Source organism: Streptomyces sp. NPDC090741, from assembly GCF_044769045.1.
Lineage (GTDB): Bacteria > Actinomycetota > Actinomycetes > Streptomycetales > Streptomycetaceae > Streptomyces.
In genome coordinates this window covers 24,920-45,113 of the sequence record NZ_JBIVXF010000014.1, presented here as the reverse complement: position 1 = coordinate 45,113, position 20,194 = coordinate 24,920, and the positions used below count along the sequence as shown (strand labels likewise).

The window sequence follows — 20,194 nt, the reverse complement described above, 5'->3', positions numbered from 1 at the left end:
ACACTGCTGTCTGCGGAGATCCGTCAGTAGGGAAGAAGACGCAGCCGCGCACGCAGCCGCCGGGGGGTAGAACGCGCAACGGCGGCCCCGCACGGCCTGTTGCTCTGCCGTGCGCGCCGCCGGTACGCGTCGCTCCGTATGCGTGGCCCCGCAGGTTCCGTCAGCCCTCGTCCACCGCCACGAAGCGCAGCTCGGAGGTGTAGACCTCGCCCCGGTCGTCGGACAGCCAGGCTTGTTCGGGGCTCGGCAGCATCTCGGTGAACACGGCCCGGCCCTCGGGCTCCTTGCGGGCCATCCTGCGGACCGCCTTGGCGAGGATGTTGACGTAGACCGGGCTGTCGAAGTCCACGTAGAACGGCCGGGTCTCGGTCGGCAGCACGACGAACACGAACCGCGGCAGTTCGCGCCGCTCCCGCCACTGCCGGGCCCGTACGAACCGGCGGGCCTCGTCCTTCTCCTCGGCGAAGTCCATGTCGGACGGCGGCAGCCGCCAGGTCTCGCGGGCCACCACCAGCCGGTCCACGGTGACCCGGGGGGAGTGGTCGGCCCCGTCGGGCAGGATCTGGAAGAGGTCCATCGCCAGGGTAGTCAGGACGTGCGAGAACACGTCCACCGCGGGGAACTCGGCCCCGTCGGGCAGCACCACCGCCAGCTCGCCGTCCGCCCGCTCGGTCACCGCCACGTCGGCGCTGAGCACCGTACGGGGCCGGCCCGGGTCGGCGGTGAAGTCGACGAGGGCGACGTAGTAGTCCTCGGGGCGGACCAGGACCTGCCGGGTCCGCGCCGACAGCCGGGAGCGGTGCTCCTTGGGCAGCAGCGGCATCAGCCGGGGACCGGGATGGTCCCGGCCGGTGAGCCCGAGCAGCTCCTCGGCGTCCGGGTGCTGGTTGACGAACAGCGAGGAGCCCAAGGTGTTGGCGGCCACGTGCAGTTCGCCGAGGACCAGCTCGAAGTCGCCGCGGGCGACCGCCTGTTCTCCGGAGGCGGCGATCATGATGTCGGGGCTGAGGTAGCGGGCGGCGGTCCAGCCGCCGCCCGGGCCGCCGAACTGCTCGGCGACGGGCCCCGCGACGGCCTCCAGCGGCAGCCTGACCCGGCGGGTGCCCGGCGGCGGCGCCAGGATCGTGTCCCAGCGCCTGCGGAACTCCTGCTGGAGCTCGGCGGACTCGGCGCGGGCGGCGCCGTGCAGGATCGGCATGCAGGCGAACCAGAACGAGGCCAGGTCGACCGGGCCCTGCCCGGCAAGCCGGCGGTACACCTCCCGCGCCCGGGCCATCACGGCGTCGGCGAGCCGCGCGGTGAGCCAGCCGGCGCTGGTCAGCAGCGGATCCAGCGGGGCGAGGGCCTCGTGCACGGTCCGCCCGAGGGCGGCGGTCGCCGCCCGCCGGCAGTCGGAGTACACCAGGGCCCGGCAGGGCGCCGTACCGGCCGCCTTCTCGCGTACGGCGGCGGTCTCGGTCAGCGCGACGAACTCCCCCTCCAGCTCCGTCAGCGCGGCCACCAGCGCCTCGGGCCCGTCCGCCTCGGACACCCGGTCCCGGCCCCGCTCCAGGGCGTCCAGGGCGGCCAGGGCGGGCTCGCGCAGCTCCGCGTCCCCGACCCGGTCCAGCCAGGCCCGCAGGTGCCGCTCGGGGCGGGCGTCGGCGGGCACCTCCAGCTTCCACACCACCCACCGGCGGGCGACCAGGTCGGCCAGGACGGCGGACACGTCCACGCCCGGCAGCGCGGCGCGGATCTCCCGCGCGGGGCGTACGCCGTCGCAGAGCGCGAGCACCGCGCGCCCCTCCCCGCCGAGGGCCTGGCGCGGCCGGCCCGGCACCGTCACGTCCGTCCCGGACTGGCGGACGAACGGAACGCGCCGGGGCGCCACCCACTCCCGGACCGCCGGATCGGTGTCGATCCGCGCGGCGAGGGCGTCGATGGCCCAGCTGGCGAAGTACACCTCCGATCCGGCGATCAGGCCGGTGCCGGGGTCGACGCGGACACCGTCCGCCGCGTCAGCTGCCGCGTCAGCCGTCGCGTCAGCCGTCGCGTCCGCGGAGAGGTCCCAGCGGCCCCAGCCGACGGGCCCGAAGAACCCGATGGTGTCGTTCTTGACGCAGAACCGCTGCCAGTAGTGGGCCACCAGCTCCTCGCGCTGGCGGGGCATGCTGGTGCGGCCCGCCGCGGTCGGCGTCCAGTTCAGGAAGGGCGTGATCCCGGAGGCGAGCACCGGGCGGTTCTGCCAGGCCACCGCCTCCCGGAAGGCGGGCATCCGCGCGATGTCCTGGAGCGTGTGCGCCGTCTCCACCTGGGCTTCGGCGAACAGGGCGGTGAACTCCCCCCACCGCTCACCGGCCAGGGCCGCCGGGCCCTCGCCGGGATCGAACTTGTCGGCGGCCGGGGCCAGCCCGTCCGGGGCGAGCCGCAGTACGCCTCCGGCCGGAAAACCCGCTCCGCGCAGGGCGAACTGGTCCCACAGCCGCCAGCGGCCGCCGGGTACGTAGGTGTCCGTCATGACCGGCCCCTCATGCCTGGACGAAGTCGGCGTGGACGACGTCGGCGAGGTCCGCGGGCGAGGGGTAGGCGAAGATCAGTGCCACCGGGACCTCTGCCCCGAGTGCCTCTTCGAGCCGTGCGGTGATCCGGAAGGCGCTCAGCGAATCGCCGCCCCACTCGTAGAAGTCGCTCTGCTCGTCGAGGTCGGCGACCCCCAGGGTCTCGCGGTAGATGGAGACGACCAGCTCGGTCAGGGCGGTGGAGGTCAGCTGCGCGGTCAGGTTCGCGGTCTCGTTCACGGTCATGGTCATGGGTTCTCCTCCAGGAGCGGACGGGTGGTGTGGGTGATGCGGGTACGTGTGCGTGATGCGGGTCGTGCCTTGGTTCAGGTGGTTCAAGTGGTTCAAGTGGTGCAGTGGGTACGGGAAGGGGTGGCCGCCGCGGCGGCCGCCATCAGCGCCGTCTTGGTGTTGCCGCCCGAGACGACGGCGACCGAGCACCCCGTGCCGCGGCCCGCGCGGATCGCCCCGGCCAGCGCGACCGCGCCGGACGGCTCGGCCTCGAACCCGCGCCGGCGGAGCAGCGCGACCGCGGCGAGGATCTGCGCGTCGGACACGGTGACCAGGTCGTCGACCCGGTCCCGGACGATCGGATACGGCACCGCCCCCGGCTGCTGCCCGCGCAGACCGTCGGCGACGGTGTCGCCGGGCGCCAGCCGTACGGGGCGCCCCGCGGCCAGCGACCGGGCGTAGCGGGGGGTGCCGGCGGGCTCGACGCCCACCACCCGCACCGGGTGCCCGTACGCGGCGAGGCACACCCCGGCGAGCAGCCCGCCCCCGCCGGTCGGCACGTACACGGTCTCGGTGTCGGGCGCCTCGGCGAGGATCTCCAGACCGACCGTGCCCTGCCCGGCGACCACCAGTTCGTGGTCGGAGGAGGGGATGAGCACCGCGCCCGTCTCCTCGGCCAGGTCCCGCGCCCGGGCGTCGCGCTCGGCGACCCCGCCCGGTACGCGGACCGTACGCCCCCCGAGGGCCTTGATCACGGCGATCTTGGCCGGATGCGCCCCGCCGGCCAGCACCACGGTCACCTCGGCGCCGAGCGGGGCGGCCAGCCGGGCCAGCGCGATGCCGTGGTTCCCGGAGGAGCCGGTCACGATCCGGCGGGCGCCCAGCGCCAGGACGGCGTTGGCGGCCCCGCGCAGCTTGAACGACCCGCTGTACTGGAGGTGTTCGGCCTTCAGCAGCAGTCCCCGGCCGGTCCGGTGGAGCCCGGGCGCGGCCGGCCCCGCCAGCAGCGGGGTCCTCCGTACGTGGCCGGCGATCCGCACCGCCGCGGCCTCCACGTCGGCCCGGCCGAGCGCTACGCCCCTGGCGGCGACGGCGGGCGCGGTGGACGTGACGGGCGTGGTGGATGCGGCCGGCGCCCTGGGTGTCATGGGCGCGCGCGGTCCGGGCAGTGCGATGGACGTCCGGGGTGCGCGCGGCGCGCTCGGTGCGGTGGTCATGGCCGGCCTCCGGTCTGCGACAGGGCACGGCGGTCGGCCTTCCCGCCGCGGGTGGTGGGCAGTTCCGCCAGCCGTGCGAACCGGCGCGGCATCAGATGCGGGGGCAGCGTGGCGCCCAGGTGGGCACGGAGCGCCGCGTCCTTCACGTCCGCCAGGTCCCCGGTGACGTGCGCGATCAGGAACACCCGCCCCTGCGCGTCGGTGTCGGGGGTGACGACCGCGCCCGTGACCCCGGGATGGGCCAGCAGCGCGCCCTCCACCTCGGCCGGGTCCACCCGGTAGCCGCGGATCTTGACCTGGCGGTCCCGGCGCCCCAGGTACTCCAGCCCGTCCGGGCCCAGGGTGGCGAGGTCGCCCGTCCGGTACATCCGCGCGCCGGGCGGCCCGAGCGGGTCGGGCACGAAGCACTCGGCCGTACGGGCGGGCCGCCCGCGGTACCCCCGGGCCACCCCGGCCCCGCCGATGCAGACCTCCCCGACGCGGCCGTCGGGCACCGGCGACAGCCCGGCGTCCAGCAGCCGGACCACGACCCCGTCGATCGGCGTGCCCACGGTGTCGGTCAGGACGTCCGGCTCGGCCGGCACGGCGTAGCGGGTCGAGGTCATGGTGCACTCGGTGGGCCCGTACTGGTTGACCAGCGCGCCCGGGACCAGGGCCCGGCCGCCGGCGGTCAGGAACGGCCGCAGCGATTCACCGCTGGACACCACCACCCGTACCCCGGCGAGCAGTCGGTCCGCGTCCGGCTGCCCGGCCAGGAAGGCCAGGAAGGACGGCGTCACGCTCAGCAGCGCGGTCACCGCGTGCTCCCGTACGGCGGCGCCGAACTCCTCGGGCCGCAGCAGCGCCGAACGCGGCACGACGACCAGCCGTCCGCCCGCCAGCAGCGGGGCGAAGGTGTCCCGCAGGGAGGCGTCGTAGCCCAGCGGGGCCACCTGGAGCGCCACCGTGTCCGGCCCGAGGCCGTAGTCCCGGGCCACGAAGCGCAAGTACGAGTCCAGCCCGGCGTGTTCGACCAGGACGGCGCTGGGCTCGCCGGTGCTCCCGGAGGTGTGGCTGACGTAGGCGAGGGCCCGACCGCCCAGCGGCCCGCCGGGCCCGGGGCCCTCCTCGGCCAGGCCCCCCGGACGGTCGAGCAGTACGGGGGTCCCCGGGACCGGCAGGTCGAGCCCGCCGGCGAGGGCCGAGGAGGTCAGCAGCATGTCGGCGCCGCCGCTGCGGACCAGCGCCGCCAGCCGGGCCGGCGGCTGCTCGGGGTCGAGGCTGAGGAAGGCCGCCCCCGAGCGGACCACCGCGGCAGGTGCGACCACGGCGTCCACCCCGCGCTCCACGGCCACCGCGCACACCGTCTCGGGCCGGGCACCCCGGGCCCGCAGCACCGCCGCCAGCGCGTCGATGCGGGCGATGAGCTCCCCGTACGTCACCTCGCCGGCCGGGGTGGTCACCGCGATCCGGCCGGGGTCGAGGGCGGCGTGCGCGGCGATGTCGTCGACGAAGGTCCGCGCGAAGGTCCGCATCACGCGCTCCCGTCCGCGGCGGTCTCCTGCGCGGGCCGCGAGACGTCGGTGACGGTCTGGTCGACGGCGACGAAGCGCAGCTCCGAGGTGAACGTGGCGCCCTGGTCGTCGGTCAGCCAGGCCTGCTCCGGCGTCGGCAGCATCTCGCTGACCTTCAGCTTGGCCCCGGGGTCCTTGCGGGCCAGCCGGCGCGCGGCCTTCGCCAGGATGGTCAGGTACACCGGGCTGTCGAAGTCCACGTAGAACGGCCGGGGTTCGGTCGGCGAGACCACGAACACGAAGCGGGGCAGATCGTGTTCCTGCCTCCAGTGCCGGGCCCTCACGTACCGCTTGGCCTCGGACTTCTCGTCGGCGAAGGTGAGTTCGGACGCGGGGAAGGCCCACGTCTCGCGCGCCACCACCATCTTGTCGATGCTGATGCGCGGGGTGTGGTCGCCGTCGGGGCGCAGCGTGAACCGGTCCATGACGCGCTGCGTCAGGGTGTTCGCGTACACGTCGAGCAGGTCGAACGCGGACCCGTCGGGCAGTACCGCCATCAGCAGGCCGTCGCGGTCCTCCACGGTCACGTCGGCGCACAAGGCGGTGCGCGGGCGGTGCGGGTCTCCGGTGTCGTCGACCAGCGAGACGTAGTAGTCCTGCGGCCGGTCCAGCGAAGGCCTGCTGCGCGTCGACCACTTGAGCGGCAGCTCCTTGGGCAGCATCGGCAGCAGCCGCGGCCCGGGGAAGTCGCGGGTGGTCTCCGCGATCAGCTGCTCGCGGTCGGGGTGCTGGTGGACGAAGAGCGAGGCGCCCATCGTGTTGAGCGCGCTGTGCATCTCGCCCAGCACCATCTCGAAGTCCCCGCGGGCGACGGCGTCCGCGCTGTCGGCGAGCAGCAGCACGTCCGGGCTGAAGTAGCGCGCCAGTGACCAGCCCGCGCCGGGCTCGTCGAACTCCTCGCGCACCCGCTCCGCGATGTCCGCCGAGGAGACCCGCACCCGGCGCGCTCCCTCGGGCACGGCCAGGATCCGCGCCCATTTCGCGCGCAGCTCGGCCTGGACGGCGTCGAGGTCGCGCCCCGCCTCCGGGTACGGGGAGGGCAGGCAGCCCAGCCACATCGCCCCCAGGTCCACCGGGCCGGCCGCGCGCAGCCGCTCGTACACCTCACGGAGCCGGGGCCGGACCCGCTCGGCGAACCGGTTCGTCATCCAGCGCGCTGCGGTCAGGCACTGCGCGAGCGGGGTCAGCTCGTCCAGCAGGGCGGTGCCGAGGGTGGCCGTCGCCGCGCGCCGGGCGTCGGAGTACACGAGACCCCGGCACGGTGCGGTCCGCTCGCCCTTCGAACGCTGGGCGTCGGTGGCGGTCAGCGCCGCGAAGTCCGCCTCCAGGGCGCCGATCGCCGACGTCAGCGCCTCGGCGTCGAGGCCGGCCGCCTGGACGGAGTCCCGCCCGCGCTCCAGGACGGCCAGCTTCTCCAGGGCCGGCTCCCGCAGGGCCGGATCGCCGATCCGCTCCAGGACGGCCCGCAGCTCCCGCTCCGGGTAGGTGCCGGTCGGCACGTCGAGGCGCCAGTGCACCCACCGCTTGGCGACCAGCCACTGCACCGTCTCGGTCGCCTCCTCCACCGGGATCCCCAGCGCCTCGGCGATCGCGGCCGCCGGCCGGGTCCCGTCGCACAGGTCCAGTACGGCGCGGGCGCTCTCGCCGATGGGCTGCGGCGGCCGGCCCGGCAGGTGCACGGACAGGCCCTCGGCCCGTACGAAGGACACCCGGCGCGGCGGTATCCACGCCCGCAGTGCGGGGTCGGCGTTCAGCGACTTGGCGAGGGCGTCGATGGCCCAACTGGCGAAGTAGACGCGTGAGTCGGCGAGGAACCCGCCGGTGCCGGGATCGACCTCGACCCCGTCCGTGGAGAGGTCCCAGCGCCCCCACCCCACCGGCCCGAAGAACCCGATGGTGTCGTTCTTGACGCAGAACCGCTGCCAGTAGTGGGCGACGAGCTCCTCGCGCTGGCGGGGCATGCTGGTCCGGCTCGCGGCGGTCGGCGTCCAGTTCAGGAACGGGGCGATGCCGGTGCGCAGTACGGCCGGGTTCTGCCAGGCCACGGCGGCCCGGAAGCGCGGCGAGGCGGCGATGTCCTGGAGCAGTTCGGCGGTGCCGACGGCGCCGGTGTCGAAGGCCCCGGTGAACGCCTCCCAGTCCGGGCCGGCGAGGACGTCGCCCGGACCGAACTTGTCGGCGGACAGGGCGAGTCCGGGCGGGGCCATGCGCAGGACCCCCGCGGCCGGGAAACCCGGACCGCGGAGTGCGAAGTGCTCCCACAACCGCCACCCGCCGGTGGGCAGGTGCACGATCTCTGGGGTGTCCGACATGGCGGAGCTCCTTCCAGCCTGATGGGGTGACGTGGCCGGCGGCGCTGTACCTCTCGGTCGCCACCCTGGCTGCCCCGAACACTGCCGCCGCGCACCCCGGCGCCACCAGGGAAGGAGCGGCAGCACCGACCGCCGGTCCTTCTGCGCGTTTGTCCCTATGGCGCCCCGTCCCGGCGCGGCACGCTGTGACCCATCACGGAACGACCGAACAAGACGAAGGGGAGGGCCGGACCGATGACCGAGACGGACGAGAGCGGCTACCGGGTCGTGTGCAACGACGAGGAGCAGTACTCCATCTGGCGTGCGGACCGGGAGCTCCCGGCGGGCTGGCAGGCCGAGGGCACGCAGGGCACCCGGCAGGAGTGCCTGGACCACATCGCCGCGGTGTGGACGGACATGCGCCCGCTGAGCCTGCGCCGCCGCATGGCGGCATCCTGAACGGGGCCATGAACGCCGGTCGGCGTGGCTGAGCCGCGGGGGAACGGAGCCCCGCCGACCGGTGCACCCGCTACGGGGCACACAGAGCCCCTCCAGCCCGGCCACCCGGCAGGCCATTTGGCGTTCACGGTAATGTTTGCTTCCGCGCACGTGGATCACGCGGAGGGGGCGCACCGGCATGGGACTGACCGAAGAGATAGCCGATTTCCGGGAAGGTCGGGGGGATCCGGGGCGAGTGGTAGGCGAGTTCCGTCGTGCTGCCCTGCTCATTCCGGTCACCGGCGACGCCGCTGCCGGTGACGGCGCCGGTGATGCCGCCGGTGGTCTGATGTCGGCCGTGTCGGGCGGGATCCGCTGGTTCTACGCGTTCACCGACGAGGAGGCGTTGTTCCGGTTCGCCCGGGCCCGCGGGGAGGACGGACGGGAGTGGCCGTACATCGCGGTCCTCGGCGCGCGGCTGGTCGATGCGGTCGTTCCGCAGGTCGACGGGCCGGCCGGGGTGGCGGTGAACGTGGCCGACCAGGACGGGTCGATGCTCTTCCCGCCGGTGGCCGGGGTCGTCCCCGATGCCTGCGCCGTCGACATCGCCGCCGACGGGGCGGCGGCCTGATGGCGGGCGACGGGGATCTTGAGGTCTCGCCGGCGGCGGTCGCATCGATCCAGGTCGGTCTGCGGGCGGCGATGGCGGAGTTGAGGGAGTCCGGCGATGCGGCCGGAGCCTCGCAGGGGGCGGGTTTCGAGAACCTGTCGATGACGGGCATGGAGACCGGGCACGCGGGACTGGCCACGGACAGACCCGCCGGCCCCCACGACGCGCCGTCTGTTCGCCGAATGTCTGGACCTGGTGACCACGCCGATCGTCGAAGACTTGGTGGAAGAGGATCCGGCGTTGCTGGCCCGGCTGCGGGCCGTCGACGAGGCCCTGCGTGATCAGCGCGAGGACCGCCAGCGGGCCGACGCCCTGCGCGCGATGATCGCCACGCTGGTGGAGGACTACGGGAGCTGGTGACACTCACGTTCCCACCGCACCCGCTGTCCGGTCGGGCGGTCTCCGCGCTGACGAGGCCCGCGACTGCGGACGGCTCTGATCGGGGGCAATCGGGGGACAGGCGGGGCGCGTTTCCGTAGGGTGGCGGGGACATGGGGGAGGGTGCATGGGGGCACGGCAGTTACCGGCGCTCGCGCAGTATCGGTCCGATGCCGTGACGCGGCATCTGTGTGCGGGCGCGCATCTGGACGAGGGCTTCGCCCGGCACGTGGACGTGGAGCTCACCGAAGACGGGCTGCGCGCCACCGGCCTCTCCCTCGGCATCGACCTGGTGGCGCTGGCCCGGCACGGGCGCGCCGCCGTGCGGCGGATCGACGTACGGGACCTGCGGCTGGCCTGGATCTGCGGGGTCGGGGTGTGGGTTGCCGTACCCGTGCTGTTGTACGCGCTGGTCAGTGGGCTCGGGGGGCTTGCCGGCGCGGCCGCCGGGCTCGTCGTTCTCGCGTACGCGAGCGCCTGGTGGCTGGTCCACCAGGCCGAGAGCCGGGCCCGTACGGCCGCGCTCACCATGGAGCACGGCACGGAGCGCCCCGCCGACCTGGCCCCGGCCGTCGAATCCGACGTGGAGCAGCGGCTGTTGGAGCAGAAGCGGGCCAACGTGGTCCCGTACACGGCGAGTGCCGAGCGCACCAACCCCTTCGTCGGCAGCGGCTCCAAGCTCAAGGAGATGGTCTGGCAGCCCATCGACGTCAGCCGGCCGGCCGACGACCCTGCCGGCAACGGCGCCAAACTGCGCATCAAGCCCTTCGACGCGGTCGACCTGCACACCTACGTGGCCCGCGAGATGGAGCACATCGCCGGCCTCAAGGGCCTCCAGGTCCGCAACCGTCTCTACGTCATAGGCAATCACGTGCCGTACGTGGGCGCGGAACTGCTCCCGGACCGGCTGAAGCGGCCGCTCGCCCAGATCCCCAAGCCGCTCGTCCAGGCGGGCCTGATGCAGTCCGGCGCCGGCATGCGCACCTACCTCAGCCTGGTCCGGGCCGGTGAGGGCGGCCGTGCCATCGTCTCCATGCACCTGCGCGCCCGCCTCCACCACCCCAGCCTCACCTGGGAGGTGTCGGCGTACGGCATCCCCCCGCTCCAGGACCGCTTCGACCGGGTGAACCGGCTGCCGGTGGACGGGTTCGAGCGCTGGTGGAGCCTGGTCGCCCACGCCACCCGCGCCGCCGGGCCCGCACTGCTCGGCGCCGCCTCACGGATCTCCCGCCGCTCCTCGGACCGGCGCCGGCGCGCCCGCGCCCTGGAGAAGGTACGGCGCGAGATCGACAAGCGGCACATGCTGTACGACTACGGCGCAGTGGACAGCATCCGGGAACGGGTAGCGGACTGGGACCAGTTGGGCTACACCGAGCGCACCGACTCCCAGGACTTCCTCCAGCGCCTCCAGCAGGGTGTGCTGATAGCGACCGAGCGGTTCCTGAAGGACCACAACGTCGACACCAGCTCCTACGACCAGGCGCAGCAGGTCATCAACACCCACACCTACACCTTCCAGGGCAGTGTGCAGGCCGGTGTCATCGGCGACAACGGCACCGTCAACCACCACGGCGGACCGGGCGCGTCGCCCGGCGGACCCCAGGGCGGCCAGGGCCGCGGCGCGCCCTGACCCCACGACCAGCGGAAGCAGGAGAGCGAATGGGCACCTTCAACTTCAACGGGGACGTCAACGCCGGCATCATCGGCGACAACGGCACCATCAACATCGGGCAGCAGGACGCCGCCGCCGAGACCCTGCGGCTGGCCGCCGAACTCGCCCGGTGGCTCCGCGACCAGGGCGCGGCCCCGAGCCGCATCGAGGCGGCGGACGTCCTGCGCGGTGAACTGGACCGGGCCGCGCAGGAGCGGCGCGCCGCCGAGCCGGGGGTGATCCGCCGCTCGCTGGAGACCATCACCCTCGGTCTCGGAGTCGGCAGCGGCGGCCTCGCCCTCGCCCAGGAGATCAGCCGCCTCCTGGGCAACTGACCTCTTCCAGCAGCTACTTCGCCCGTACGACGGCCCGCGCGCCGCCGAAGTCCAGCTCCAGGCCCGAGCGCAGCGGCACGGTCTGGCCGGGGTCGATCCGCTGGGTGGAGCCGTCGGCGCGGGTGCCCGTCCACGTCGAGGCCGACCGGTTCGCCAGCCCGAACCGGCCCGGCTTCTGCGGGTGTTCGGTCAGCAGCGCGACCAGCGTCCCGTCGCCGTAGTCGTGCCGGGCCGGCTCCGGGGCCAGGTGGTGCGCCTGCACCCGCGAGGAGCGGTGCAGCAGGATGTGGTGCTCGGTACGCGGCGGGGGCGTGGTCAGCACCAGCCGCGGCGGCAGCACCAGCGTGCTCCCGCAACCCCAGCAGGTGCCCGGATCTGCGGACCGGGGCTCGGTCATGTTCTGCCGCCCGCACTGCGCGCACTCCACGACCGCGTCGAGCACCGCCCGCAGTGTGTCCCGCCACTGCGACTCACGTACCCGCGTCGTCGGATCGTGCAGGCCCGCGGTGAAGTTCTTGGTGAACAGCTCCCGCAGGGAGTCCGGCGCGGCCGCCCACGTGGCCAGTACGGTCGCCTGCTCGGTCGGGTCGGGCGCGTTGGACCGGTCCTGCGGGTCGAAGACGAACAGCGGCTGCTTCCCGTACAGCTTGCGCTCCGCCACCTCGTCGAGGCAGTGGATCGCCAACTCGCGCCGCCCCTTGAGCGGGTGATGGTTCATCAGGAACATGAACAGCAGCACCGACAGGGAGTGCAGATCGCTCTGCGTGCCGGGGGCCACCCCCGGGTCGCCGCGCACCAGCTCGGGCGCCATGAACTCCATGGTCCCCGAGATGCCGGTGCTGTCGCCCTCCACCACCGCGTTGTCGTTGTCGCAGACGAGCACGTCGCCGGTGGCCGGGTCGAAGAAGATGTTGCCCCAGGAGATGTCCCGGTACGCGATCCCGCGCGAGTGCAGGGCCTGGTACGCCTCGACCGTGTACAGGCAGGCCTTCAGCAGGGCCCGCGTCGAGGTGCGCAGCTGCCGCCGGAACAGCAGGGGCAGGCCCTTGAACCGGTCCGGGCGGATGTCCATCAGGTACCCGAACCCGCCGCGCCCGTCGGCCACGAAGTCCAGGGGCCACAGGAAGCGGTCGTCGTCGAAGCCGCGGCCCACGAGCTGGCGGACGATGTCCTCCTGCGCGGGGGTCGCGCAGGCCGGGTAGTACCACTTGAGAGCCTGGTACCCGGCGGGGGTCCGCACCCGGTAGACCTCCCCCTGCCCGCCGGCCCCGAGCAGGTCGAACACCTCCACGCCCAGACCGCTGTCGGTCGTCAGCAGGGTCCCGCTGTCGAGCATGCCGCTCATTCGTCTCTCCCGTGAGGGTCGGTCGGTGGTGCCGGGTGGATCAGTGGTGCCGGGTCGGTGGCCGGGGGTGCGGCGGGGTCCGGTTCGGTGGCCGGGGCCGTCTCCGGGGCCATCCCCGGAGCCGTCCCCGGGGCCACGGCCGGTTCAGGAACCGGCGTGGCGCCCCGGTGCCAGGCGGCCACCAGGGTGGTGTCGTCCCCCGAATGCTGGGAGGCCCTGGCCAGCCACTGCGGGAGGACGGCCCGTACGGTGTCCGCGCCCTCCGCCGACAGCCGCTCGTCCAGCCCGGCCATGAACTGAAGGAACCCCCGGTCCGAGGCGAAGCTCTTCGACAACCCGTCGGTGGAGACCGCGATCAGCCGGGGCGCCCGCCAGGGGGCCGTCACCGGCGCCCAGTGAGTCCGTACGCGCAGCCACGCCTCCGGGGTGCACAGCGACTCCGTCTCGTCCCCCAGGTCCGCCTCGGCCGGCGCCAGCGGTACGGTCACCCGCCCGTCGTCGTCCACCACCGTCAGCTCGCCGTCGCCGAGCTGCCAGGCCGCGAACACCCGGGGGGTGAGCACCGCGCCGACGAGCGTGCTCCCGTACAGCAGCACCTTGTGCTCCTCGGACAGGCTCGGCTCCTCGTGGGAGCTGGTCCGCGCCCAGTTGCCGAGCACCTTCTCACGCCAGGCGCTGACCAGTTGGCGGGGGAAGGCGTGCTCGGCGTAGTGCATCAGCCAGGCCAGGCTCGGCGGCCGCTCGTCGCCGCGCGGCTGGGCGAGCGCCCCGAACCGCCGGGCCTCCTCGACGAAGAGGTCCACGGCGAAGCGGGAGCCCAGATGGCTGCGGGCGTGCGCCGCCGAGCCGTGGCCGTCGGCCACCGCCATGATCAGCGGCTCCTCGGCCGTGCCGCGCCCCTGGACCTCGCAGTAGTCCTGGTTGCGGGTCTTGTTCACGCCCTGGACGCTCTGGAGGAGCGTGGCCCACAGCGGCACGGCCGCCGGTACGGGAGCGCACGCGTGCGCAGGCACCGGCGGTACGGGCGGCGGTACGGGCGGTGGTACGGGCGGTGGTTCCGGTGACACGGGCCCGCTCACCACACGTCGTCATCGTCGTCGTCGAGCACCGGCGGGGCGTACGGCGGCTGCTTCGCCAGCGGGTCCGTCGCCCCCGCCACCATCTGCGAGGCCGCCTTGACCGCCGCCGTCGAGGCCCAGCGGATCGCCGCCGCGAGCTGCTTGGGGCTGTTCGCGTCCAGCGGCTGGAGCTCCGGATTGCCGAGGAACTCCTGGAGCACGGTGCGGTCGGCGTCCGTGCCGATCGCGATGGCCACCCGTACGGCCTTGCGCCCCCACGGGGTCGCGTCCACCGCCCGCAGCCCCGCCTTCCAGTCGTCCGTCGGCACCCCGTCGGAGACCAGCGCCAGCACCGGCTTCAGCGCCCGCTGCGGCATCGGCGGGGTGTCCAGCTCCCGGGCCACCATGTGGAGCGCCTCGCCCAGGTTGGTCATGCCGTCCACCTGGACGTCCTGCCAGGTGAAGTTCTCCACCGGCACCGGGTCCTGGTGGTTCCACCGGGCCGTGGTGGAGAACGTCATGGTGCGCAGCAGCAGTTGGGCCGCCGGATTGTCCTGCGCCACCGAGCGCATCTCCGGAACTGCTTCTCTGATCGCATAGTTGAGCTGGCCGATCTTCTCGCCCTGCATCGAGTACGAGCAGTCGAGCAGCCAGATGAAGTGGACGGGCCGGTTCGCCATCGGCCCGCCGGGGATGTCACTCACCGCTAATCTCCTTCAACTCCCGAGCCATTGCGGTACGTACCGCACGAGCGCCGCCACCCCGGCGGCCGCCGTCATTACGACCGCCGCCACGAACAGGATCAGCATCAGCCGCCGCCCCCGTGCGATCTGCGGTGTCACCATGGGCAGTTGCTCCTCTCAGTGACCATTGGAATCTAGCCTTTGCCCCGCCCCACGTCACAGGCTTGATCGATCCGGCGAGTTCGGGTCGGCCGGATCGCCGGGGTGCGTGGGGCCGGCCGCGCCGGTACGGCCGCGCGGTCGCGGCAGCCGGGGGAGGCGGGGCTGCCGGGCCGCGGCCGGCGGGCCGCCGACCCGCAGGCCCGTCCGCGACAGCAGCCACAGCACAGGCTCCGCCGCCCGCCGCTGCTCGGACACCATGGCGCCCGCCCCGGTGGCGGCGTGGGCGCTGACCGCCCAGTAGCGGGCCGCCGCGAAATCGTGGTCCAGGGTGCGTACCAGCCCGTCCAGGCCGATCTCGCCCAGCCAGGCGTCGACCGGCCCCTGTGGCCGTGGCAGCGAGCTCAGCCGGTCCAGTACGTCCCGCTTGGTCACCACCACCGCCACCCCCAGGCGCCCCCGCCGGCCGCCGAGGCCCTGGAGTTCCCCGGCGAACGCCGCGTACGTGTCCACCGGACCGAGGTCGGCGGGCCGGGCCGCCACCGCCAGCCTCCCGTCGCCCTCGCGCAGGGCGCGCCGTACGCCGGGCGCGGCCAGCACGTCCGCGACCAGCACCACCCCGTCGGCGTGCGCGAGGTACTGCTGGAGCCGGGTGGTGGCCGCGTCGCGCAGCGACTCGCCCATCGGGTCGTACAGGTACAGCAGCCGCCGGCGCTTCAGCGGGCCGCGCCCGTGCCCGACGAGCAGCATCAGGGCGCGGGGCTGTCCGCCCTGCGTCTTGAGCGCCCACCCCGACGTCTCCAGCTGCCGGTCCAGGGTGTTGGCCTCGCGCCGGTCGGCGATCGAGGCGAACTCGACGGTGAGCGCCGACTCGTGCGACCAGGAGCGCAGCCCGTCGAGCATGGCCGCCATCAGCATGGTCTTCCCGGCCGAGGTGCCCCCGATCAGCGGCAGGTGCACCACCCGCGTCGTGCCCACGGAGGCCGGAAGCTCCTGATCGCAGTGCGGGCAGCGCAGGGCGAGCCCCCGCCTTCCGGCCAGGGCGGTGGTGGGCAGTGCCCGCCCGCACCGGCAGACGTGCCGCAGCGCCCCGAACCGCCCGGGCCGCAGCTCGCGGTGGGCGGCCCCGCAACCCGGGCACAGGTGCACGGCGAGCGGGAACGGCCGGTAGCAGCCCGGGTACGGGCACTTCATGCGGATGCCGCGGGCCAGCTTCCACAGCCGCTCCGCGCTCCGCCCGCCCGCCACCCCGGCCAGCGCCACGCCCCGCACGAGCAGCAGCTGGGCGGCGAACGCCACCGCGATGCCGAGGAGCAGGGTGGAGGCGAGCAGCGCCGACAGCAGCGCGGCCAGCGCCGTCGCCGGGGCGAGCAGCCGCAGTACGAGCCGGCCGAAGACGTTCTCGGCGCGCTCCCCGGTCGAGGCGTTGCGTCCGGTCAGCAGCCGGCGGCGGACGAGCTCGTCGAGCCAGTGGTGCACCAGCAGGTACCGCACGGTGTGCGCGGCCGCCCGTAAGGCGGCCGCCGCGTCGATCCACATCTGCCGGTCCCAGTAGGCCGGTTGCGCCGGTTCCGGACCCGGGTACGGGGAGATCCGCGGGTCGGGCGTCCCGGGGGTGCGCGGCGTGAACGCGGTGGCGGCCGCCCCGAGGGCCAGTGCCAGGAACCGCCACAGCCCGTACCCGAGGCAGACGAGCACCCCGATCGCCACCGTGGCCCACCCGAAGGTCTTCGCGATGACCGCCAGGTCCAAGCCGTCGGAGATCACGGCCGCCTCCCGTCGTCGGCGGATCCGCCGGATCCGCCGGATCCGGCGGGCCCGCCCGGGTCCCCGGGCGCGATGGGTCCACCGGACCCGCCCCGCAGCGGCGGGTTGCCGGCCGCGCCCTTGGCGCCGCGCCGGCCGGAGCCGCCGAAACGGTCGCGCAGCCGCCCGAAGGCGCCGGGCCGCTGCCAGCCGCGGAACTCCTCCGACCAGCGGCCGCCCAGCCGGGCCAGGGCCTCCTCCAGCGCGGCGAGCTGCGGCGCCGGCAGGCCCCGTACGACCGGGCGCAGCACGCCGTCGAGGAGATCGGCGCGGGTCTCCTGCCACGCCGGGCCCGCCTGGGGCTGCGAGTTCCAGGCGGCGAAGCACTCCGCCGCGTACCGGGGGTCGAGCCTCAGCCGGTCCGCGACCCGCGGCTGCCGGGCGGCCCGGCGGTACGCCGCCAGCAGCTCGGCGTCGTTGCTCTCGATCAGGGCCCGCAGTTCGCTGTCGGGCCGGTCATCGGCGAGCAGGTGGGCGGCCACCGCCGCGTACGCGTGCTCCCGCGCCGTCGGCGTCGGGTCCGCCGTGCCCAGGGCCAGGGCCTGGCGGACCCAGCCCGGGCCGATCTCCCGGGCCCGCAGGTTCCGGGCCAGCTCCAGCAGCAGCAGCGAAGCCCGCAACGGGTTGGGGAGTTCCGCCGAGTAGCGGCGCAGCAGCTCCACCGCCAGTGCCTCCGCGTCCCGGTCGCCGGCCGGGGCGCAGACGGCTGCCCGTGCGAGCAACTCCCAGGTGCCGGCCTCCCGGTGGGCCCGCTCGCCCAGTGCGGACAGGGCCAGCCAGGCCTCGCCCGCGGTCGGCGGCTGCGCGCCCCACACCAGCCGCATCGCCGTCCGCAGCACCAGCGGATCCTCCTCCAGCGAGGTGCCGGAGTGCTCCACGAGCCGGGTCAGCGCCTTCATCCGGTCCCCGGCCGCCGCCGCGGGAGCCTGCGCGCACATCCGCAGATGCGCCAGCGCCCCGGTCCCGGCCTCCGTCCCGGTCAGCCGCAGCGGGGTGACGGCGAACAGCCGGGCCCCCGCGGCCGGATCGCCCGCCGCGAGCCCGTCGAGCCGGTCGAGTACGAGCTCCCGCAGCCGCGGCAGCTCCGCCAGCGCGGCCCGTACCGCCTCCCCGTACGCCGACTCGGGATCGGCGATCAGGGCCTGCGCCAACTGCCGTGCCACATCGGGCAGGAGGGCCTCGGCGTCCACCCCGAGCTCTGCGGAGACCCGCAACAGCCCGACCCGGTCGGCCGCTTCGCGCGACGGGTCGGTGAGCGCCGCCCGCAGTTCCGGTTCCAGCTCGGCCGCCAGCCGCAGCCGGGCGGGCTCGCCCAGCAGCCCGGCGGGCGGTGCGGAGCCGCCCGAGCGGACCGCCCCGGCCAGCGCCAGCTCCACCAGCGGCTCGCTCACCTCCGGGGGCGCCCAGCCGGCCAGGGCCGACAGCAGCCGCCCGCTCGCGGCGGCCTCCTCGGGCCCCCGGTCCTCGGCCGGACGGGCCAGCGCCCGGGCCAGCGCGTGCAGTTGTACGTCGTCCAGGGCGGCCCGGTGTCCGGCCGCCCAGTCGGCGGCCGCGGCCCGGCCCGCCGAGTCCAGGCCGACGCCGGCGGCGAGCGCGAGCGCGGCCAGCGGCCCCGTCTCGTACGGCCCGTACGGTCCCGACGGCTCGTACGTCCCCGACGGCCCGCCGGGCGGTCCCGGCAGCCGCCGGACGTGCGCGAACAGCTCCTGCCGCTGCGCCTGCCAGATCCGCGCGGCGGTCTGCGCCCACGGATCGGGGGCCGGGCCGGGCGCCGCCGCGCGGGCGGCGTCGTACACCCGGTAGCGGTGCTCCTGTCCGGCGAGGCCCAGGCCGTCCTCCGGCACCACGCCGATGATCTGCTGCCGGGCGAGCTGCGGCCGCCGGGTGTACGTGGTGAAGGTCAGCCACTGCCCCCGCCGGTGCGGCAGCACGCTGCAGGCCAGCATGATCCACCAGGCCACGGCCTCGCTGTCCTGCTCCACCAGCACCAGCTGCGGGGCCGCCGGATCCTCGGCGAGCCGCCGTACGTCGGCGAAGAACCCGGCGAGCCAGCGCCCCCGGGCGGCCACGAAGGCCGCCAGCGCCCCGAGGTCCAGCGGGCCGGGGGCGGGCACCGACGCCAGCGGCGGCACGGGCGCCCCGGCCGGCGGCGAGTCGGCCGCCCACTGCGGGGAGCCCCAGGCGGTGATCGGCAGCTGCCCCCCGGCGGGCCGGTCCGCGTCGGCGGGCTGCGGCAGGTGGACCGCATGGGCGTGGAAATTGCCCCAGCGGCCGCTGTAGTCGGCGCCCGTGTACACGGAGCGGGCCAGCAGGCGGCTGCCGTCGGAGAGCACGTTCAGACTCAAGGCCTGCGGGAATGCGCCCAGTTGCTCCGCGCTCGGACGCGGTGGCGCGTCCCGGGGCGGCTCGTAGCCGATCAGCTGCTCGGCCTCGCGCAGCAGCGAGGCGGGCACGCCGGGGCTGACGGCGGTGAACCGGAAGCCCGAGCCGTCCGGGCCCGGCGGCGCCGAGGTGTAGTGCAGTTGCGCGAGGTTCACGCCTCTCCTCCCGAACCGTGACGCGGGCCCTCGGTCCCACCCACCGCGGCGGCCGTACGGCGCCCCGCGCCGCCGCCGGTCCCGGAGCGCGGCAGCAGCCCGCCCAGTCCCAGCAGCCACAGCAGCGGATCCTCGACCCGCAGCGGCTGCGGCCCCGATTTGGGGGCGTCGGCCGGGGCGTGCGCGGGCGGCGGGGAGCCCAGCGCCGAGAGCCCGAACAGCGACAACTGCGCGAAGTCCCGGTCCAGCTGCCGGAACAGCGCCCCCGAGTCCCAGCCGTCGAGCAGCCCCCGCATCTCCTCGTGCACCGCCAGCCGGTCCTCGTCGTCCACCGCGCCGCCCGCGTGCTCGGCATTGCGCCGCAGCGGGGAGTGCGGCCCCACCAGCGAGAACAGGGAGTCCGTCTTGGTCACCGCCACCGCCACGGGCGTGGTGACCCGGCCGCGCGAGGTGCCCCGCCCGTGGGCCCGCAGCTGCGCCGCGAGGTCCGCCGCGATCTGCTGCGGCGGGGTCTCCACCGTGGGCAGCGGACGGTCCGCGTCCACCGGCAGCTGGTCGCGTACGGCCCGCATCTGGAGCGGGTCCACCAGCAGGATGATCCCGTCGGCGGCCGCCAGGTAGTGCGTGTAGCGGTCCATGGCCTCGGCGCTGCCCAGGTCCTCGCCCGCGGCGTCGAAGAACACCAGCGCGGTGTGCCGGCTGCCGTCCCCGCGCAGCCGGCGGCGCAGCGGCAGGCTCAGCCGGTACAGCAGCGGGTCGTTGAAGCCGAGCGCCGCGGGTCTGGTCGCCTCGGGCAGCCGCAGCCGGTCGTAGAGGTCCTCGGCCATCTCCCGGTCCCGGCGCTGGGTTTCGCCGCCCATCGCCGTGATGGAGGCGCCGTACGCCCGGCCCACCCGGTTGCGCAGTTCGTTGATCAGCACCGAGACGTACGTGCTCTTGCCGGAGGCCTTGGGGCCCAGCAGGGCGATGATCCGGGTGTCCTGGTCGGTGTAGTCGCTCGGGAAGTCGCTGTGGCAGCGCAGACAGACCCGGACCGGGGTGGAGACCCCGCAGTGCGGGCAGTCCGCGCGGGTGCCCCCACCACTGACGAGACGGCCGGCGAGGCCGCGCGGGGCGGTGAAGACCGGCCCGCGCATCTTGAGTGCGGGCGGCACGCTCGGGCCCATGAACTCCGCCCACGTCTCGTCGAGTTCGGCGGTACACGGTTTGCCGCCGCGTACGCCGGTGGCGGACATCTGGCAGCGGAACGGCAGCCGGGCGGCGGCCGAGCGGTCGAAGCAGTAGGGGCAGACGACGGAGGTCATG

General features: G+C 74.8%; 17 protein-coding genes. 5 read left to right on the top strand and 12 right to left on the bottom strand.

The window, feature by feature from the left end; translation table 11 throughout:
- Positions 1 to 160: 160 nt before the first annotated feature.
- The 5 genes from ACIQU4_RS31235 to ACIQU4_RS31215 form a co-directional block, all read right to left on the bottom strand.
- A complete protein-coding gene (locus ACIQU4_RS31235) occupies positions 161 to 2,497 on the bottom strand; it encodes a lantibiotic dehydratase (RefSeq protein WP_403737769.1) in 2,337 nt (778 codons plus the stop codon).
- A gap of 10 nt (positions 2,498 to 2,507) precedes the next feature.
- On the bottom strand, positions 2,508 to 2,789 hold the full coding sequence (locus tag ACIQU4_RS31230; protein WP_403737766.1) for an acyl carrier protein: 282 nt from the start codon (positions 2,787 to 2,789) through the stop codon (positions 2,508 to 2,510).
- Positions 2,790 to 2,881: 92 nt separating this feature from the next.
- The gene (locus ACIQU4_RS31225) at positions 2,882 to 3,985 is read right to left on the bottom strand and encodes a threonine/serine dehydratase (protein ID WP_403737763.1); all 1,104 of its coding nucleotides are present in this window, start codon (positions 3,983 to 3,985) and stop codon (positions 2,882 to 2,884) included.
- Positions 3,982 to 5,499 (bottom strand): amino acid adenylation domain-containing protein, encoded by a 1,518-nt coding sequence (locus ACIQU4_RS31220; RefSeq protein ID WP_403737761.1) that lies wholly within the window; start codon positions 5,497 to 5,499, stop codon positions 3,982 to 3,984. Before ACIQU4_RS31220 ends, ACIQU4_RS31225 begins: the two co-directional genes overlap by 4 nt.
- Positions 5,499 to 7,850 (bottom strand): lantibiotic dehydratase, encoded by a 2,352-nt coding sequence (locus ACIQU4_RS31215; protein ID WP_403737758.1) that lies wholly within the window; start codon positions 7,848 to 7,850, stop codon positions 5,499 to 5,501. Before ACIQU4_RS31215 ends, ACIQU4_RS31220 begins: the two co-directional genes overlap by 1 nt.
- Positions 7,851 to 8,084: 234 nt before the next feature.
- On the opposite strand from ACIQU4_RS31215, the gene ACIQU4_RS31210 reads away from it, so the two are divergent.
- From ACIQU4_RS31210 to ACIQU4_RS31190, 5 genes are all read left to right on the top strand, one after another.
- Complete coding sequence (locus tag ACIQU4_RS31210; protein ID WP_403737755.1) at positions 8,085 to 8,288, top strand: MbtH family protein; 204 nt, start codon at positions 8,085 to 8,087, stop codon at positions 8,286 to 8,288.
- A 178-nt stretch (positions 8,289 to 8,466) separates the two neighbouring features.
- A complete protein-coding gene (locus ACIQU4_RS31205; protein WP_403737752.1) occupies positions 8,467 to 8,898 on the top strand; it encodes an SseB family protein in 432 nt (143 codons plus the stop codon).
- Positions 8,899 to 9,132: 234 nt separating this feature from the next.
- Positions 9,133 to 9,297, top strand: coding sequence for a hypothetical protein (locus tag ACIQU4_RS31200; protein ID WP_403737749.1), 165 nt, complete (start codon positions 9,133 to 9,135; stop codon positions 9,295 to 9,297).
- A gap of 193 nt (positions 9,298 to 9,490) precedes the next feature.
- Positions 9,491 to 10,945, top strand: coding sequence for a hypothetical protein (locus tag ACIQU4_RS31195; protein WP_403737747.1), 1,455 nt, complete (start codon positions 9,491 to 9,493; stop codon positions 10,943 to 10,945).
- A 29-nt stretch (positions 10,946 to 10,974) separates the two neighbouring features.
- The gene (locus ACIQU4_RS31190; protein ID WP_403737744.1) at positions 10,975 to 11,301 is read left to right on the top strand and encodes a hypothetical protein; all 327 of its coding nucleotides are present in this window, start codon (positions 10,975 to 10,977) and stop codon (positions 11,299 to 11,301) included.
- Between the two features lie 13 nt (positions 11,302 to 11,314).
- Here the strand turns inward: ACIQU4_RS31190 and ACIQU4_RS31185 are convergent, their stop codons facing one another.
- The 7 genes from ACIQU4_RS31185 to ACIQU4_RS31155 form a co-directional block, all read right to left on the bottom strand.
- Positions 11,315 to 12,646 (bottom strand): protein kinase, encoded by a 1,332-nt coding sequence (locus ACIQU4_RS31185; RefSeq protein ID WP_403737742.1) that lies wholly within the window; start codon positions 12,644 to 12,646, stop codon positions 11,315 to 11,317.
- Entirely contained in the window at positions 12,643 to 13,659 is a 1,017-nt protein-coding gene (locus ACIQU4_RS31180; RefSeq protein WP_403737739.1) for a PP2C family serine/threonine-protein phosphatase, read from the bottom strand. Before ACIQU4_RS31180 ends, ACIQU4_RS31185 begins: the two co-directional genes overlap by 4 nt.
- Positions 13,660 to 13,721: 62 nt before the next feature.
- Complete coding sequence (locus ACIQU4_RS31175) at positions 13,722 to 14,384, bottom strand: VWA domain-containing protein (protein ID WP_403738095.1); 663 nt, start codon at positions 14,382 to 14,384, stop codon at positions 13,722 to 13,724.
- Between the two features lie 36 nt (positions 14,385 to 14,420).
- On the bottom strand, positions 14,421 to 14,549 hold the full coding sequence (locus tag ACIQU4_RS31170) for a hypothetical protein (protein ID WP_403737737.1): 129 nt from the start codon (positions 14,547 to 14,549) through the stop codon (positions 14,421 to 14,423).
- A gap of 54 nt (positions 14,550 to 14,603) precedes the next feature.
- Positions 14,604 to 16,313: a hypothetical protein gene (locus ACIQU4_RS31165; RefSeq protein WP_403737735.1), complete on the bottom strand. Its 1,710-nt coding sequence runs from the start codon at positions 16,311 to 16,313 to the stop codon at positions 14,604 to 14,606.
- On the bottom strand, positions 16,310 to 18,889 hold the full coding sequence (locus ACIQU4_RS31160) for a GTPase-associated protein 1-related protein (protein WP_403737732.1): 2,580 nt from the start codon (positions 18,887 to 18,889) through the stop codon (positions 16,310 to 16,312). Before ACIQU4_RS31160 ends, ACIQU4_RS31165 begins: the two co-directional genes overlap by 4 nt.
- Positions 18,886 to 20,193, bottom strand: a complete 1,308-nt coding sequence (locus tag ACIQU4_RS31155; RefSeq protein WP_403737730.1) for a hypothetical protein — start codon at positions 20,191 to 20,193, stop codon at positions 18,886 to 18,888. The genes ACIQU4_RS31160 and ACIQU4_RS31155 overlap by 4 nt, the downstream gene beginning before the upstream one ends.
- Position 20,194 lies beyond the last annotated feature (1 nt).

Coding starts and splice junctions, on each gene's coding strand:
- ACIQU4_RS31235 (WP_403737769.1), bottom strand. CDS start 2,497: ATGACGGACACCTACGTACCCGGCGGCCGCTGGCGGCTGTGGGACCAG.
- ACIQU4_RS31230 (WP_403737766.1), bottom strand. CDS start 2,789: ATGACCATGACCGTGAACGAGACCGCGAACCTGACCGCGCAGCTGACC.
- ACIQU4_RS31225 (WP_403737763.1), bottom strand. CDS start 3,985: ATGACCACCGCACCGAGCGCGCCGCGCGCACCCCGGACGTCCATCGCA.
- ACIQU4_RS31220 (WP_403737761.1), bottom strand. CDS start 5,499: ATGCGGACCTTCGCGCGGACCTTCGTCGACGACATCGCCGCGCACGCC.
- ACIQU4_RS31215 (WP_403737758.1), bottom strand. CDS start 7,850: ATGTCGGACACCCCAGAGATCGTGCACCTGCCCACCGGCGGGTGGCGG.
- ACIQU4_RS31210 (WP_403737755.1), top strand. CDS start 8,085: ATGACCGAGACGGACGAGAGCGGCTACCGGGTCGTGTGCAACGACGAG.
- ACIQU4_RS31205 (WP_403737752.1), top strand. CDS start 8,467: ATGGGACTGACCGAAGAGATAGCCGATTTCCGGGAAGGTCGGGGGGAT.
- ACIQU4_RS31190 (WP_403737744.1), top strand. CDS start 10,975: ATGGGCACCTTCAACTTCAACGGGGACGTCAACGCCGGCATCATCGGC.
- ACIQU4_RS31185 (WP_403737742.1), bottom strand. CDS start 12,646: ATGAGCGGCATGCTCGACAGCGGGACCCTGCTGACGACCGACAGCGGT.
- ACIQU4_RS31175 (WP_403738095.1), bottom strand. CDS start 14,384: ATGGCGAACCGGCCCGTCCACTTCATCTGGCTGCTCGACTGCTCGTAC.
- ACIQU4_RS31170 (WP_403737737.1), bottom strand. CDS start 14,549: ATGGTGACACCGCAGATCGCACGGGGGCGGCGGCTGATGCTGATCCTG.
- ACIQU4_RS31155 (WP_403737730.1), bottom strand. CDS start 20,193: ATGACCTCCGTCGTCTGCCCCTACTGCTTCGACCGCTCGGCCGCCGCC.